The sequence below is a fragment of the Arthrobacter sp. OAP107 genome, from assembly GCF_040546765.1.
Classification (GTDB): Bacteria; Actinomycetota; Actinomycetes; order Actinomycetales; family Micrococcaceae; genus Arthrobacter.
In genome coordinates, this window is sequence record NZ_JBEPOK010000001.1 from 2199859 (window position 1) to 2216354 (window position 16496).

The following is a 16496-nucleotide window of genomic DNA, read 5'->3' on the forward strand; positions in this document are numbered from 1 at the left end:
GAAGCGGATCAGACCGGCCCGGCATCGGAGCCGCGGCGGTTGCTGTCCGTCGGCAGGTACTTCGCCCACCAGTCGAGGATGTGTTCAAACCGCTGCCGCCGGTGATGCGGCGTGCCCGAGCGTGACAGCTCGTGGTCCTCCCCCGGGAACACGAGGAACGCCGAGTCGACGCCCTGCAGCTTGAGGGCGGTGAAGTAGCGCTGGCCCTGTTCCACGGGGCAGCGCAGGTCATCCTCGCTGTGGATCACCAGCGTGGGCGTCCGGACGGCGCTCACGGTTGCCATGGGACTCTGGGCGGCCACCTGCTCGGCTGCCGAGCCAACGTATTCACCGCCGAAGAACCATCCGATGTCCGACGAGCCGGTGAAGCTGACGGGATCCAGGAAGCCCCGCTCCACGATGGCTGCCCGGAACCGGTGGTCCTGGCTGATGGTCCACGCCGTGAGGTAACCGCCATAGGAACCGCCCATGATTCCCAGCGCGCCGGCGTCCAGGGAGGAGAACTTCTCCAGGCTTCCGTCCAGGAACGCGAGCACGTCCTGCATGTCCACTGTGCCCATCCGCTCCTTGATGCTCCGGCCGTGGGCCTGGCCGTAACCGGCCGAGCCACGGGGGTTGCACATCAAAACGGCGTAGCCGGCTGCGGCGTAAATCTGTGCCTCGTCGAAGAACGCGGTGGTGTACTGCGCGAACGGTCCGCCGTGGATGTTCAGCAGCACCGGGTGCGGGCCTTTGCCCGGCGGCAGAACCAGCCAGCCGTGGACGGGGTAGCCGTCGGGGGCGGGGAACGTCAGTTCCTGGGGTTCGATGATGCCCGCCTCGCTCCGCAGCGCTGCGGAGAAGTCGGTGAGCAGCCGGAGCTGGCCGTCCTCGAGGACTCCCACGTCACCTGCCGTGGCGGCGTCGCTGTAGCTGAGGAACACGGTGCCCGCACCGTCCCCGGCCCCGCCGACCACGCGGTCGCCGTGCACGAGGAGGGAGTGGTCTCCCGTGGCGCTGAATTCGAGCAGCTCCACCGTTCCCTGGGCATTGTTGAGCACCAGCGCACTGTCCGGGCCGCGGAGGCCGATGCTGGCACCGGGCGCTTCGACGTCCATGTTCTCCGCGTCGCTGAGGGCTGTGGCGTCCCCGCCCGCGGCGGGCATGACGTAGAGGACTGGGTTCTTGGCAACGAAGTCCTGGCGGGTGCTGCCCAGGTCCTGGCCGGTGAAGAACAGCCATCGCCCGTCAAACGACTCCCGGACGTCGAAAACTGTCTGGGCACCCAGGTTGGGGACCGGCACCAAAGCCGGCGTCCCGCCGTCGGCCGCTACCCGGTAGATCGCTGACACCAGGTCCTGGTCGGCATCCTCGTGGAGGGCAGCCACGAAGTAGACGGTAGTGCCGTCGCTGCTGAAGGTGGCGCCGGCGTGGTCGGTTGCCGACGTCGTGAGCTGGCGGGCCTTCGGGAACCCGCCGGAATCCTCGCCGGACCCGGCCGTACGTTCAGTCTCACCATCGGCCTTGCCCTTTCCGCTGCCGCTCCGCTTGGCAGCGCGCCCCACTGGCTTGACCCAGGGTTCCCCGCCGAGTTCCGGAACATCGAGCAGGAAAAGCTGCTGGGGCTTGTCCCCCGTGTAGCCCTCACCATTGAGCCTGTACTTGTACTCCGTGATGAGCCGGGCGTCTTCGGCGCCGGACCCCACGCCGTCGAGCGTTCCGTACCGGCCCGCCTCAGGTTCCCTGGCTGCGAAGACGATCCGCGCGGAATCCGGCGACCAGGCAAAGGAGCCGACGCCCATCTTCCTGTCGGTCAGTGCCTGCGGTTCTCCGCCTGCGGCCTCCACGACGTGGAGCTGCGGACTGCCTCCCGGGGCGGAGCGGAGGAATGCCAGCACCCGGCCGTCCGGCGAGAAAGCCGGCGCCGTGTCGCGGAAACCCCGGGTTATGCGACGGGGCAGTTTTTCCGGGTCCCGCGGGACGCTCCACAGCTGGCCGACATAGGAGTCCGCGTCAAAGTCGGGCCGGACGACGGAGACCACGGCCCTGGTGCCGTCGGGGTGGACGGCGGGGGCGGAGACGGAGTTGAGCAGCGGCAAATGTTCAGGCTTCATCCACGTGAGCCTAGCGGGTCGGGCAGGGGCACGGAACGGCAGGGGCACAAAACACCTGCCCTAGGATTGTCCTCATGCTTTCGCGCCTGCCCGTTCTCCTTTGCCCCGTCTGCCGCCAGGATCTCCAGGCGGTCCACGAGGGCGGCACCGGCCGGATCCGGGCGCTGGCGTGCCGGGAGCGGCACAGCTTCGACGCCGCCCGGCAGGGGTATTTCAACATGCTGGTGGGCAAGGGAACCGCCTTCGAACCGGACACCGCCGAAATGGTCGCGGCGCGGACAGCCTTTCTCGATGCCGGCCACTACCATCCGCTGGCCGACGCGCTGGCCCGGGCAGCCGCGCCGGCCCTGAACGGGCCAGCCCCAACCATCCTTGACTCCGGCACGGGAACGGGACACTACCTGCGGGCGGTCCTGGATTATCTGCAGAGCGCACATGCGGACGGCGCCCCTATACCTGCCGTGGCCAACGGCGTGGCCGCCGTCGGGCTGGACATCTCCAAGTTCGCGCTGCGCCGCGCAGCCAAACTCAATCCGGAAGCCATCAACCTGGTGGGGGACGTCTGGCAGCCGCTGCCCCTGCCCGACGCCGCCGTCGACGTCATCACCGTGGTGTTCGCGCCCCGCAACGCTGCCGAGTTCGCCCGGGTCCTCAAACCCTCAGGCAGGCTCATCGTGGTGACGCCACGCGCCGGCCACCTCGGGGAGATCGCCAGCCAGGCCGGGATGCTGGGCATCGACCCTGCCAAGGACGAGCGCCTGGCCGAGGCGCTCGCCGGCCGCTTCTCCGCGCTGTCGACGCTGGACATTGACGTGGACCTCTCGCTTTCCCCGGAGGACGTGGCCAACATTGCGCTTATGGGCCCCGCCGGCCACCATACGGACCGCGCCGCACTGATCGGGCGGCTGGCCGGCCTGCCGCCAACCACCGGGGTGTCCGCACGGTTCCGCATAAGCGTCTTCGTGCCCTCGGAAAACCGCGCTCCATAACGGCTTGGCCACGTTCCTGCGCTGCCCGCCCATTCCCCTGCCGGGCGCTCCCGCTTCGGTCTACGATGGAAGAAAGTTACTGAGGGTCTGCCCCGCAGCCCTCGGGATCAAGGGGGAACGCGATGTTTGAATGGCTTGGCCAAAACTGGTGGGCAGTGTGGCTCACCCTCTTCCTGGTGTTCGCCGCCGTGGAGATGCTGACCCTTGATCTGTTTTTCATCATGCTGGGCGGAGGCGCCCTGGCCGGCCTGGTGGCCGACTTCGCAGGCGCCGACCTCTGGCTGGAGATCGTCGTGTTCTGCGTCGTCTCGCTGCTTATGATCGCCTTCGTCCGCCCGGTGACCCTCAAGCACCTGCACAAGGGCCCGCCCGAACAGCGCACCAACATCGACCGCCTGATCGGTGAATCAGCACTGGTCCTGGAGGCGGTCACGGCCTCCGGCGGACGCGTGAAGATCGGCGGCGACATCTGGAGCGCCCGCTCGCAGTCCGGCGTCCTGGCCGAAGGGCAGCGCGTGATCGTCTCGGCCATTGAAGGTGCGACGGCGGTCGTCTCACCACAGGCTGAGACCGCCATCCAGTAGGCGTTCTCCCATGGGTTTCTGCTCCCGCCGCGGCGGAGCAGCAGATTGCGGCGAGTTTTTCGCCAGGTTAGAGCTTCACTGAAAGTTGGGGACAAAGGAGAAGTATGGATAGCCCAGGAGGAGTTGCCCTCACGTTCGTGATGGTGGTCCTGATTATTTTCGTCATCATCGTGCTGGTCCGGTCGGTGCGGATCGTGCCCCAGGCCCGGGCCGGCGTCGTGGAACGGCTGGGCAAGTACCAGCGGACACTCAATCCCGGCCTGACCCTCCTCATCCCCTTCGTTGACCGGCTCCTGCCGCTGCTGGACCTGCGCGAGCAGGTGGTGTCCTTCCCGCCGCAGCCCGTGATCACCGAGGACAACCTCGTGGTGTCCATCGACACGGTGGTCTACTTCCAGGTCACCGACCCGCGTGCGGCCACCTACGAGATCGCCAACTACATCCAGGCTGTGGAGCAGCTGACCACCACCACCCTGCGCAACGTGGTTGGCGGCCTGAACCTCGAAGAGGCGCTCACCTCCCGCGACCAGATCAACGGCCAGCTGCGCGGCGTCCTGGACGAAGCCACCGGCCGCTGGGGCATCCGCGTCTCCCGGGTGGAGCTGAAGGCCATCGACCCGCCGCACTCCATCCAGGATTCGATGGAGAAGCAGATGAGGGCGGAACGTGACCGCCGCGCCGCCATCCTGACCGCCGAGGGTACCAAGCAGTCCGCCATCCTGACAGCAGAAGGGCAGCGGCAGGCCGCCATCCTCAAGGCCGAGGGCGACGCAAAAGCCGCCATCCTTCGTGCCGACGGTGAGGCGCAGGCCATCCAGAAGGTCTTCGACGCCATCCACAAGGGAAACCCGGACCAGAAGCTGCTGGCCTACCAGTACCTGCAGACCCTGCCAAAGCTCGCCGACGGCTCCTCCAACAAGCTGTGGATCATCCCCAGCGAAGTCGGCGAGGCACTGAAGGGCATCGGCAGCGCTCTGGGCGGAACCAACCCCGATCCCCGCTCCGGCGACCTGTTCGGGAGCCAGGACAGCGCCCAGCCCGGCGAGGCAGCGGCCCGGACCCAGTCGTAGCGCTACAAGGCGAGCAACAGGGAGGCAGGCCGCAACGGCCTGCCTCCCTTTGCTTTGCACGCTGCGCCGGTTCGGATTGCTGCACCCCGTCCGAATCCGTATAATGGGATATTTGTCCGGCCGGATCAGTCCGTGCGGAACAACAATGCTTGGCGAAGCGTTTCACCTAGTGATGCTACGTGAACCACACCGTAGTCCGGAGGCACCCTTATCAGGGGCTTCCGACTAGCGCGGAGTCCGCTCCGCGAACCGATTAGAGGGAGAAATCATGAGCGATCGCAGCCTGCGGGGCATGCGTCTTGGCGCCCAAAGCATGGAGACCGAATCCGGCGTGGAGCCGGCTCCGCGTCAGCGGGTTGAGTACCGGTGCGAGGACGGCGAACAGGTTTTTGTAACCTTTTCCTCCGAAGCCGAAATTCCCCCTGTCTGGGTTTCCAAGACCGGCAAGGAAGCGCTGCTCGTTGATGGCGAACGCCCCGACACCAGCAACGAAAAGGCAGTCCGTACGCACTGGGACATGCTGCTGGAGCGTCGTTCGCTTCCTGAGCTGGAGCAGATCCTCGAAGACCGCCTCACCATTCTGCGCGAGCGTCGCGGCGAACGGCGTTCAGCCTAACCGCTGCTAGCCAGTCGGCAGGCGCTACTGCCAAAAGGCCGGACCCGCTGCATCCATGGATGCAGCGGGTCCGGCCTTTTGGGTATCAGCCTGGCCCGGTGTCCGGCTAGCCGCGGGGGCTTTTGCCGGTCAGCTTCTTCCAGCGGGCGGTCAGGCCCCACTTCGTCACGTTGATCATGGCCTCCACCACGATGTTGCCGCTCATCTTGGAGGCCCCCAGTTCACGCTCCACGAAGGTGATGGGCCGCTCCACGATGTTCAGCCCCATCTTGGCGACACGCCATGCGAGGTCCACCTGGAAGCCGTAACCCACTGAATCGACCTGGTCCAGGTTCAGCTTCTCCAGCGTGGTGCGCCGGAATGCGCGGTAACCGCCGGTTACGTCCTTGATTTTGAGGCCGAGCATGATGCGCGCGTACGTGCTGCCGGTCCGGGAAATTGCCTGGCGGTAAAGCGGCCAGTTCACGACACTTCCGCCCTTCACCCAGCGGGAGCCCATGGCGAGGTCTGCGCCCTGGTCAACGGCCTCCAGGAGGGCGGGGAGCTGCTCGGGCTGGTGCGACCCGTCGGCGTCCATTTCCACCAGGACGTCGTAGCCGGCATCCAGTCCCCACCTGAAGCCTGCGATGTAGGCGGCGCCCAGGCCTTCCTTGCCCTTCCGGTGCAGGACGTGGACTTGGTTGTCTGCAGCCGCGATGCTGTCCGCCAGCTGTCCGGTGCCGTCCGGGCTGTTGTCGTCCACAACGAGCACGTCAGAGGCCGGCACCGCGGCGCGGAGGCGTCCCAGAGTCTTCGGAAGCGACTCCAGCTCGTTGTAGGTGGGGATGATGGTGAGGACACGCACAGGGAGGCCTTTCCTGGATGGGAGCGGTCAGCACGCGGGAGCCCGGCGGAACGCCGGCTCGTAAAGCGCAACTCCCTATTATACGGGCCTTGCGGGGCGCTTCCGTCCGCCACGGGCGGGTCCACGCGCCACGGGCCAGTTCCTGATGCCGCGATAAGCGGATGGAGGAACTGTTTTCTGCTGCGCTTTGGACCCGCCCCCGGAAGCTCCATGCTACGGACTGGCTGGGGGCTGTCAACAGTCCCCTGACCTGCCTGTTCACGTATCGCCGCAGGTCAGAGGCATGTCTGCGAGGGTAATCCAGTCGGATCCGGGCGCTATGTGTCGCCGAATTAAGTCTGCTGCGGGTCAGGCTCGGAGGGCGTCTGCGGAGAACAGCTCCAGCCCGTTCCGGACGGTTTGCAGGCACCGGGGATCGTTGCCGGTGTCCAGCGCGGGCAGCAGCGGCGTGCGGGCGCGGGGATCCGTGCTCCAGGACTGGACCCTGTTGTCGGCCACCTGGACCATCAGCTCATCCACTTCCCAGACGGCGAAGGTTGCCGGTGCGCCCGGTACCAGCTGGCCCGCCATGGGGTTTTCGTAGCGGGCGGCGCGCCACCCGGCCCGCGTGTGTCCGAGGAATGCTGCGCGGGCCGAGATCCGCTGGTCGACGTCGTGGTGCTCGAGGCACGCCCGTACGCTGGACCAGGGACGGAGGGGCGTCACCGGGGTGTCACTGCCGAAGCAGACGGGGACGCCGGCCGAGTAGAACGAGGCGAAGGGGTTCATGCCCCGGCTGCGGGATCCGAGCCGCTGCTCGTAAAGCCGTCCCTGGCCGCCCCACGCGGCGTCGAACGCCGGCTGTGCGCTGACCGTCACGGAATACTTCGCCAGGCGGGCGATGGCATCGGCGTCGGCCATTTCAACGTGCTCGAGGCGGTGCCCCGCGGCCCGGACCCGCTGCTCCCCGACTTCGGCGGCAGCTTCCTCGAGGGCCTGCAGGGCCGCGTCGAGACCGGCGTCGCCAATGACGTGGAATCCGCCCTGGATGCCCAGCACGGAGCACGCCGCCAGGTGCGCTGCCGCCTCGGCTACGGAGAGGTACGTGGTACCGGTTTCTGCCGGGGCATCCGTGTACGGCGACCGCAGGGACGCCGTGCGGGAACCGATTGATCCGTCGATGTTCAGGTCCCCGGCGAATCCGCGGACCCGGACCCCAAGCCCGGCCAGCAGCGCCTCGGCGTCGGCCGCCGTCGGCGTCAGTTGTCCCCAGTACGGCAGCACCTCAGGCGCCGGGCGGGCGCCTGCCGAGTCATTCCAGCCGGCGGCCAGCCGCAGGTCGGCGACGCTGCTGATTTTCGGCGCACCCATCTCGGCCAGCGCCACATAACCGTTTGCCGCGGCCTCATCCAGTGCGCGCCGCTGGTATTCCTGCAGCGCACCGGCAGGCAGACGGCGGGTGGCCTGCCGGGCAGCACTGTGGGCCTGGCGCCTGACGTGGCCACCCGGCGCGTAGCCGTCCAACTCCGCCAGCCCGGCACTGGCCACGAGCGACGGCGAGACGAGCGCTGAGTGCACATCCACCCGGGAGAGATACACCGGGCGCCCGGCGGCAGCCCGCTCCAGCTCTCCGGCGTCCGGGAGCGTGGGATCGTCCCACTGGGACTCATCCCATCCGTGCCCCAGTACCGCGCCGTCACCGCCGGAGGCCGCGACGGCGTCCAGCAGCTCGCGGGCCGACCGGACACCGGCCAGCTGCAGCGAGTCCAAGGCGATGCCGGTCTCGGTCAGGTGGACGTGCGAATCGACAAAACCCGGGGCAACGAGGGCGCCGCGGAGGTCGATGATGTCCATGGAGCTGTCGGCAATGGAGGTGGCAGCCTGCTCCGAGCCGACCCACGCGATGGTGTCGCCGTCGACGAGCATCGCGGTGGCGAAGGGATCAGCTGCGGTGTAGACCGAACCGTTGCGGTACAGCGTGACCTTTGACGGTCCGGTTCCTTCCTGCGGGCGGGCGGGGGCATCGGCCATGGAGGCGCTCCTTGGTATGTCGAGACAGAGTTGGTACGGATGTTGCGCCGGCTGTTCCTCAGCCCACGGTGGAGTAGGCGACGACGCCCCGCCTGATCAGCCGGATGGCCTCGGTGCAGAGCCGCGCCAGCCGGGGGTCCAGGCCGGGAATCTTGGCCAGCTGGTCCAGCAGGTCGATTACCTGCTTCACCCAGCGGACGAAGTCGCCGGCGGCCAGGTCGGAGCCGCTGAGCACCTCCTGCAGATGCCTGCCGCGGGCCCACTTGTACATGGGCCAGATCAGGCCCAGCTCAGGCTCGCCGGTGAGCGGGAGCTTGTTCTGTTCCTCCACGTCCTCCAGCGCCGACCACTCCCGGACCACGATGTCCACGGCGGTCTCCAGCGAAATGCTGGGCATGCGGGGCCGCAGTCCGCGGTCCTCGCGTTTCGCCTGGTAAACCAGCACGCTGGCGAACGCCGCCACCTCCACCGCGTCCAGGTCATCGAAGGCGCCCTGCCGCAGGGCCTGCGAAATCAGCAGGTCCTTCTCACCGTAGATTCGGCGCAGGCGCTGGCCGTCGGTGCTGATGCGGTGCTGTCCGTCCCCGGTGGACTCGAGGTAGCCGTATGCCGAGAGGACATCGCAGACCCGGTCGAAGGTTTTGGCGATGGTGTTGGTGCGGCCCTGGATCTGGCGGACCAGGCCGTCCGTTTCCTTGCGGAGCTTCCACCAGCGCTCTGACCACCGGGCGTGGTCTTCGCGCTCACTGCAGCCATGGCAGGGGTGGGCCCGCAGGGCACGCCGCAGCTCGGCGATCTTCTTCTCCTGGTTTTGCGAGGCGGAGCCCAGCCCGAAGTCGTTGTTGCGGCTGCTTCCCCGCGCAGGCGGCCGGTTCTCCCGCAGCGCGTTCCGGACGGAAGAGGCCAGGTCCCGCCGTGACTTGGGCACCTTGGCGTTGAAGGACTTGGGGATCCTGATCCTCGTGAGCGGCGCAATGGGCCCTTCGAGGTCGTCGACGCCGATCCGGCGCAGCTGGCTTTCCAGCGTCAGGACCGCCGGCCGGGGCTCGCGGGAGCTGTGGTCCGAGCTCAGCACCACGGCAAAGCCGGGGGCCCTGCCTGCCGGGACATCCACGACGTCGCCCGGTAAAAGCCGGCTCAGGGAGTCCTCGTTAAGCGATTTGCGGGCACGCGACTTTGTTCGGGAACTGAAATTCTCGGCGTCGGAAAGTTCCCGCCGCAGCCGGGCGTACTCGGTGAAGTCGCCCAGATGGCACGTCATCGACTTGGCATAGCCAGCCAGTGATTCCTCCCGGCTGCGGACCTGCCGGGCCAGCCCCACCACGGACCGGTCAGCCTGGAACTGGGCGAAGGAGGACTCCAGGATTTCCCGGGCCCGGGGCCGGCCGAATTGCGCGAGCAGGTTGATGCTCATGTTGTACGTGGGCTGGAAGCTGGAATTCAGCGGGTACGTCCGGCGGGAGGCAAGGCCGGCCACCGCAGCGGGGTCCGTGCCCGGCTGCCACAGGACCACGGCATGGCCCTCGACGTCGATGCCGCGCCGGCCCGCCCTGCCGGTGAGCTGCGTGTATTCCCCCGCCGTGATGTCCACGTGGGCTTCGCCGTTGAACTTGTCCAGCTTCTCCAGCACCACAGAACGCGCCGGCATGTTGACCCCGAGGGCCAGCGTCTCGGTGGCAAAGACGGCCTTCACCAGGCCGTCGGCAAAGAGCTTCTCCACCACTTCCTTGAATGTGGGAAGCATGCCGGCATGGTGGGCCGCGATGCCGCGCAGGAGCCCGTCGCGCCAGTTCCAAAAGCCCAGCACCTCAAGGTCGTCGGACGGGATGTCCTGGCCCGCCTCGTCGACCCGCTGGGCGATGATGCGCTGCTCCCGCTCCGTGGTGAGCCACAGTCCGGACGACACGCACTGGGCGACGGCCGCGTCACAGCCGGCCCGGGAAAAGATGAAGGTGATGGCGGGCAGCAGGTCCTGCCGGTCCAGGCTGGCGATGACCTGCGGCCGGCTGGCGCGGCGCACCGCGCTGCGGGTCTCCTGCTGGGGCCTGTCGCCGTACCGCTGGCGCTGCTGCCGCCGCTGGCTCCGGCCGCCGTGGCCGAAGCGGCCCTGGAAGTTGAGCTGGCTTTCGGCCCTGGAAAGGGACAGCAGTTCCGGGTTGACCTCGAATCCCCGCTGGCCGGCCTCGTCCGCTGAAGGTGCCGAGGGCAGCGCAGCAGCCGTGGCGGGATTGCCCGCCGGGGCGATTTCGTCGAAGGCGGTCTCGCCCGCGAAGAGATCCACGATGTCCCGGCCCACCATGACGTGCTGCCAGAGCGGCACAGGACGGTGTTCGGAGACGATGACGTCCGTGTCGCCGCGCACTGTATCCAGCCACGCGCCGAACTCCTCCGCGTTGGAGACTGTGGCGCTCAGGGATGCCACCTGCACCTCGCTGGGCAGGTGGATGATGACTTCCTCCCAGACTGCACCGCGGAAACGGTCGGCCAGGTAATGGACCTCGTCCATGACCACAAAACCCAGGTCGAACAGGGTGTCGGAGTCGGCGTAGAGCATGTTGCGCAGGACCTCGGTGGTCATGACCACCACGGGTGCGTCGCCGTTGATGCTGGTGTCGCCGGTCAGGAGTCCGACGTTCTCCTCGCCGTATTTCTCCGTCAGCTCGGTGAACTTCTGGTTGCTGAGCGCCTTGATGGGCGTGGTGTAGAAGGCCTTCAGCCCGCGCTGGAGCGCCAGGTATACGGCGAACTCGCCCACGATCGTCTTGCCGGCACCGGTGGGCGCGGCCACCAGGACCCCGCGGCCTTCCTGGAGGGACTTGCACGCCTGCCGCTGGAAGTCATCCAGTTCGAAGCTCAGTGTGCGGGCGAATGCACCCAGGTGGGTCTTTGCTTCCGCGGCCCGTTCGGCGCTGGCACGGTACCGTTCGGAGGGCGACGGGGTGGTGGTGGACATGCCTCAAGCCTAGCGGTGGCGTGACTAGAGATTCTTCAGCTCACTGCTCGGGGTCGCGATATCGGCTGTGGCCTCGGTCTCAGCGGCCCGCTTCTCTGCCCGGCGGGCACGACGCCGATCATTCAGCACACACAGGCCGATGGCTGCGAAGAAGAGCACCAGCATGGGCGTGGCAAGGTAGAACATGCTCATCGCGTCCGCCCCTGGGGCAGCCATGGCGGCAAAGAGGCAGACCAGGAACACGGTGATGCGCCAGCTCCTCATGAGCTGTTCCCCCCGCAGCAGCCCGGCCATGTTCAGGCCGACGAGCACAACCGGCAGCAGGAACGCGATGCCGAAGGCGAGCAGCAGCCTCAGCACGAAGGACAGATACACCTGGGCGCTGATGAAGTTTGAGCCGCCGGAGGGAGTGAATTCGGTGAGGACACGGACGGCATTGGGCAGGACGAGCCACGCCATCGCCACGCCGCCGACGAAGAGCGGCACGGCAGCCGCCACGAAGGACAGCGCCAGCCGGCGTTCCTTCTTATGCAGACCCGGGACGATGAAAGCCCAGAGCTGGTACAGCCACACGGGACTGGCCAGGATGACGCCCAGGAAGACTGACACCTGGATCATGAGGTCGAACGAGCTCGCCACGCCGTCGAAGTTGAGCGACGCCTGGCGGCCCGCGTTGTTATTGAGGTCCTTGATCGGTTTGATCAGGGCCGACAGCATGGGCTGATACACCATGAAACCCGCAACGGTGGCGAGCACAACGGCGATGGCGGACTTGAACAGCCTGTTCCTGAGTTCGCGCAGATGGTCCAGCAGAGCCATCCGTCCCTCAGGGTTGGAGCGACGACTCATGGTTAGTGCCACGTAATCTTAGGCGCGGTTGGGGGGCGGAACGTCGTTGCCGTCTGCCGGGCGGTTTTCCGTCGCGGCGGACCGCGGGTGGTTGACGACGGTGCCTTCAACGGGATCCGTGCCGTCCTTGGCTTCCGGAGCTCCGTCTTTCTTCATTTCGCGGACTTCCGACTTGAAAATACGCATCGACTGGCCGAGGCTCCGGGCCATGCCGGGCAGCTTCGGTGCAGCGAAGAGCACCAAAGCCAGGACGATGATGATGATGAGATGCCAGCCTTCAAGCCTCATGGTGGGTGTTCCTTTCGTTTAGTAACATCCTACGTTTATCTGAATTCGATGTCGCGCAGCGACTGGGGCTGGCCGCGTTCGGCCTTCCGGCGGACCCGGCGCCGGCGCCGGGCCTCCTTGCGGGCTTCTTTGGACACGTGGTATTCATGGCGCACCTGGTGGGGTGAGGCAAAAGGGGCGGTGCCCGGTGCAACCCCGACTGGTTGCGCAACCCCGACTGGTTGTGCAACCACGACGACGGCGGAACCGGTCGACGTGACGGCGGCGCCAGCGGATGCTGCCGCGGGAACCGGGAGGCTGGTGAGCTTGTCCCCCGCCTCACCCAGCTCCTTGACCGTCGCCATGAACTGGCGGAACAGGCGGACACCCATGACTACGAAGAACAGCAGGGACAGCGACACGAGCGCCACCCAAATTAGGATCCAGGACCACCAAGGCATGCTGAGTAGTCTAGCGGGCGTATTGGTTGGCCGTTGTACTGCTAGCTCTTGTAATGGGCGCTAGCTCTTGTATTGGGCCCAGCCATTGTATTGAGCCAGGGCCGCTTCGATCCAGTCCCGGGAGGCGCGCGCAAGTGCATCAGGTTCCAGGATCCGTGCCGTTCCGCCGTGCTGGGCCACGAACATGGGCAGCCATGCCGTGTTGCCGAACCGGATTTCCGCCACCAGGCCGCCGTCGGGCAGCGGTGCCGTCCGCTCGGCATAGTAGTCGTCCGCGAGCCCGGCACCTCGGGCGGTGAGCTGGACGGTGACCAGAGTGTCGTCGTCGTTCGGAGTGAACAGCTTTGCCGGGAATCCGCCGTCGGGCGTTATTCCCGACGAGACCGGCCTGCCGGTTGGGGTGAGGTCCTCGATCCGGTCCAGCCGGAAATTCCGGAGGCCGGCCGCTGAATGGCAGTAGGCCTCGAAGTACCAGGTGTTGTCCAGCGAGTAGAGGCGGAGCGGGTCCACGTCCCGCTCCGAAAAGGTGTCCTTCTGCGGGGAGAGGTAGACGAGGTGCAGCTGGGACCCTGATTCGATCGCGTCGCGGATGATCTCGAGGTTGGCCGAGTTTCCCGGTCCCACCTCAGGCCCGGACAGGGCGGCGGCACGGAGCCCCTCCTCCCCCGCAGCCGCCATCAGCTTGAGCGTCACCGAGTCCAGGGCACTTCCCTCAGCCAGTTCCGGCAGCCCGTTCAGGGTCTCCAGGCCCGTGAGCAGGGCGCACGCCTCGTCCACGGTGAAGCGGACCGGCCGGTTCAGCTCCATGGACTGGCTGATGAAAACGTGGCCTTCCTCCCACTGGATGTCCAGCAGCTCGTCCGGGTACCCCTGCGGCAGGCCGGAACAGATCAGGATCAGCAGATCGCCCTCCAGTTCCTGGCGGGTCACCCCGAACCTGTCGGCGACCTCCTCGATCGGGAGGCCCTGGTTGCGGACCAGGAACGGGACCAGCTGCAGCATCCGCTTGAGCTGGTCCTCCGAGGTCCGCTTGCGGGTCCGCTTTCCCGCCCCCGCATGACCGAACGAATAGGACGGTGCCGGAGCGTCGATGAAGGCGGCGGCATTCGCCAGGCGCCGCTGCACGGCTACGGAGAGCTCCGCGGGGCTCACCACCCGGACATTCGGCCCATACGAGGCAAGTTCCTCCCCAAGCACCTCAGCGTCACGGTAGGGAACGGCCAGCCGGTCCCAGCCGGCGTCGGCCTTCCCGTCCTTGTTGTCGCCCGGATCCGCGTCTGCCTCCGGGGACGGGGTGGTCTCGGCGGCGCGCTTGCGCAGCCCCAGCAGCTTGCCGCCGCGGACGTCCACGACGGCGGTGCTCACCGGGAGCTCCGGAAGGCTGTTCAGCTCGGCACGGACATTGAAACCGGTGGGCGGCGTGAAAGCCTCCCTTGCCAGAACCGTGACCGCCGACGTGAAGCGCGACAGCCGGAAGAAGCGCTTGGCGCCGCGGCCCCGGTCGAAGCCGACGAGGTACCACTGGCCGAAGCGGCTGCCCAGGCCCCACGGTTCAACGATGCGTTCCTCTTCCCGGCCCGTACTGCCGGCGAGGTAGTGAAAACGGACAGCGTGCTGCGCGTGCATGGCGGCCACCAGGTCCTCGAACACCTGCCCGGCAGGCTTGATGCGCGGCTGCACGCCGGCCGGAAGTTCGACGTCGGCCAGGCCGCCCGCCGCCTGAAGCTTGCGGAGGGCGTTGCCCGCCGCCGTGCCCAAGGCAGCCTGCTCCCAAAGCTGCGAGGCCAGCAGCAGGACAGTCCATTCGTCCGGAGTCAGTTCCACATCCGGCAGGCGGTTCGATTCCTTGCCGATCCGGTAGCGGGTGGTGCCGGGATCGTCCGAACTCCAACCCAGGTCCGTGACCGTCTCGACGTCGAAGCCGAAGTCGCGCAGGTCGTTCTTGTCGCGTTCGAACATGCGGCCAAACGCGGCGTCGCTGGCGGCGCCGCCGGCATAGATTTTCTCCCGCAGCTCACTGCGCCGCAGGCCGTACCGCGAGTTCAGCAGGGCGATCAGGAGGTTCAGCAGGCGTTCAGTACGTTGGGCGGACACCCTCGTTACGTTACTAAAGCCGCTCAGGCAAAAACGCGAAAGTGCGGCAACAATCCGGAAAATCCTTCCGATTGTTACCGCGCTTCCGCAGTTAAAGCGGCCGGGTGGGGGCCCACGCCCGCCGGGTTCCCTGTCCGAACCTGTGAGGATAGGCGGCGGGTGGGGGGCCCACGACCGCCGGGTTCCCTGTCCGAACTTGCGAGGATAGGGGGCGGGTGGGGACTAGCGGACGCCCACCAGGTCCACGACGAAGATGAGGGCCTCGTTCGGGCCGATCGCTCCGCCGGCACCGCGCGAGCCGTAGGCCAGCTCGGAGGGGATCTCCAGGCGGCGGCGTCCGCCCACCTTCATGCCGAGCAGACCCTGGTCCCAGCCCTGGATGACCTGGCCGACGCCGACGCGGAAGTCCAGCGGGGCGCCGCGGCCCCAGGACGCGTCGAACTCTTCGCCGGTGGACCAGGCCACGCCGACGTAGTGCGTGGAGACGGTGTCGCCGGCCTTGGCCTCGGGACCGTCGCCTTCAATGATGTCGGTGATGACGAGTTCCGTGGGCACCGGGCCTTCGGGGAAGTCGATTTCGGGCTTTTCGCGGTCGAGCTTGCGCTGGCCAAATGACATGGTTGCTCCTTCTGCTGGTGGAACTTGGGTATTCGCCTTGATACTTTACGCTGTGGCGTTACTTGGTGCCGAGGATGTCGACGACGAACACGAGGTCCCCCTTGGCGTCACCCTGGCCCTTATCGCCATAGGCGAGGTCCTTGGGGATGACGAGCAGGACGCGCGAGCCGACCGTCTTGCCGGTCAGGCCCTGGGTCCAGCCCTTGATGACCTGGTTCAGCGCGAACGATGCGGTCTGCTTGCGGTCGAAGCTGGAGTCGAACTTCTTGCCGCTGGCCAGGGCCACGCCGACGTAGTTGACGGTCAGGGTATCCGTGGCCTTGACGGCGGCGCCCTTGCCCTTGATCAGGTCCTGGGCGATGAGCTTCTTCGGGGCTGCGACACCCTTGACCGAGATCTCCGGAACGCCGTCCTTCTCGGTGACGGTCGGCAGGCCGGCCGGCGGGGTGACCTTTTCGCCTTCCGGCTTCTCCAGGACCTTCGGGGCCTCCTTGGCTGAGATGACCTTGATGATCAGGAGCTGGGTCGGCTGGGCAGCGGCACCTTTTGCAGCGGCCTTGCCCGGGATGGCGAGGGCGAGCTGGGAGCCCACCTTGGCGCCGACAAACGCGTTGTAGACGATCGCGCTGCCGGTCTTGAGTTCATCGTTCAGTTCGAGGGGCTCGGGATCGCGGGGGAAGCTGTCGTCCAGCGTGGAGCCGTCCTTGGCATTGAGGGCAAGAACGGAGATCTCGGCGATCTGGTTGGCCTTCACGCGGTCCCCGCTGCCTTCGGTGACAACCTTGACGGTGGGTTCGGCAACCTCGAGGGGCTTGGTGAACTCGACGCCCGGGGCTTTCTTGTCCCCCTTGTCCGTCAGCTTGAGTGAGTCGAGCTTGGCGGTCTCACCCGCGGACTGGCTGGTCGGTTCCGGGGCTGCGGGCTCCTGGCCACCGCAGGCGGTCAGCAGAAGCAGCACGGGAAGAAGGATTGCTAGTAGTCGGCGCACGTAAGAACTTTCGTCGGGGCAAGATGGATGCCCTGCCGGGATGCTGGACACGGCAAGGCA

14 protein-coding genes are annotated in these 16496 nt (G+C 67.1%); 4 read left to right on the top strand and 10 right to left on the bottom strand.

What is annotated here, in order from left to right:
* Positions 1-8 precede the first annotated feature (8 nt).
* The gene (locus ABIE00_RS10325; RefSeq protein WP_354259834.1) at positions 9-2093 is read right to left on the bottom strand and encodes a S9 family peptidase; all 2085 of its coding nucleotides are present in this window, start codon (positions 2091-2093) and stop codon (positions 9-11) included.
* Positions 2094-2167: 74 nt separating this feature from the next.
* Between ABIE00_RS10325 and ABIE00_RS10330 the strand changes: the two genes are divergently transcribed.
* From ABIE00_RS10330 to ABIE00_RS10345, 4 genes are all read left to right on the top strand, one after another.
* Positions 2168-3082 (top strand): putative RNA methyltransferase, encoded by a 915-nt coding sequence (locus ABIE00_RS10330; protein ID WP_354259837.1) that lies wholly within the window; start codon positions 2168-2170, stop codon positions 3080-3082.
* 122 nt (positions 3083-3204) lie between these two features.
* Positions 3205-3666: an NfeD family protein gene (locus tag ABIE00_RS10335; RefSeq protein WP_354259840.1), complete on the top strand. Its 462-nt coding sequence runs from the start codon at positions 3205-3207 to the stop codon at positions 3664-3666.
* 104 nt (positions 3667-3770) lie between these two features.
* A complete protein-coding gene (locus ABIE00_RS10340) occupies positions 3771-4736 on the top strand; it encodes an SPFH domain-containing protein (protein WP_354259843.1) in 966 nt (321 codons plus the stop codon).
* A gap of 268 nt (positions 4737-5004) precedes the next feature.
* Positions 5005-5352 (top strand): RNA polymerase-binding protein RbpA, encoded by a 348-nt coding sequence (locus tag ABIE00_RS10345; protein WP_003802221.1) that lies wholly within the window; start codon positions 5005-5007, stop codon positions 5350-5352.
* 106 nt (positions 5353-5458) lie between these two features.
* Here the strand turns inward: ABIE00_RS10345 and ABIE00_RS10350 are convergent, their stop codons facing one another.
* From ABIE00_RS10350 to ABIE00_RS10390, 9 genes are all read right to left on the bottom strand, one after another.
* A complete protein-coding gene (locus tag ABIE00_RS10350; protein WP_354259846.1) occupies positions 5459-6196 on the bottom strand; it encodes a polyprenol monophosphomannose synthase in 738 nt (245 codons plus the stop codon).
* Positions 6197-6544: 348 nt separating this feature from the next.
* A complete protein-coding gene (locus ABIE00_RS10355) occupies positions 6545-8206 on the bottom strand; it encodes an amidohydrolase (RefSeq protein WP_354259849.1) in 1662 nt (553 codons plus the stop codon).
* Between the two features lie 58 nt (positions 8207-8264).
* The gene (locus tag ABIE00_RS10360) at positions 8265-11159 is read right to left on the bottom strand and encodes a DEAD/DEAH box helicase (protein WP_354259852.1); all 2895 of its coding nucleotides are present in this window, start codon (positions 11157-11159) and stop codon (positions 8265-8267) included.
* 24 nt (positions 11160-11183) lie between these two features.
* Positions 11184-11978: a twin-arginine translocase subunit TatC gene (gene tatC, locus ABIE00_RS10365; RefSeq protein ID WP_354263317.1), complete on the bottom strand. Its 795-nt coding sequence runs from the start codon at positions 11976-11978 to the stop codon at positions 11184-11186.
* A gap of 48 nt (positions 11979-12026) precedes the next feature.
* A complete protein-coding gene (gene tatA, locus ABIE00_RS10370; RefSeq protein ID WP_331568719.1) occupies positions 12027-12296 on the bottom strand; it encodes a Sec-independent protein translocase subunit TatA in 270 nt (89 codons plus the stop codon).
* A 35-nt stretch (positions 12297-12331) separates the two neighbouring features.
* Positions 12332-12736 (bottom strand): hypothetical protein, encoded by a 405-nt coding sequence (locus ABIE00_RS10375; protein ID WP_354259856.1) that lies wholly within the window; start codon positions 12734-12736, stop codon positions 12332-12334.
* A 60-nt stretch (positions 12737-12796) separates the two neighbouring features.
* The gene (locus ABIE00_RS10380; protein ID WP_354259859.1) at positions 12797-14830 is read right to left on the bottom strand and encodes a helix-turn-helix transcriptional regulator; all 2034 of its coding nucleotides are present in this window, start codon (positions 14828-14830) and stop codon (positions 12797-12799) included.
* A 222-nt stretch (positions 14831-15052) separates the two neighbouring features.
* The gene (locus ABIE00_RS10385) at positions 15053-15448 is read right to left on the bottom strand and encodes an FKBP-type peptidyl-prolyl cis-trans isomerase (RefSeq protein ID WP_307102959.1); all 396 of its coding nucleotides are present in this window, start codon (positions 15446-15448) and stop codon (positions 15053-15055) included.
* 58 nt (positions 15449-15506) lie between these two features.
* On the bottom strand, positions 15507-16436 hold the full coding sequence (locus ABIE00_RS10390) for an FKBP-type peptidyl-prolyl cis-trans isomerase (protein WP_354259862.1): 930 nt from the start codon (positions 16434-16436) through the stop codon (positions 15507-15509).
* Between the last annotated feature and the right edge of the window lie 60 nt (positions 16437-16496).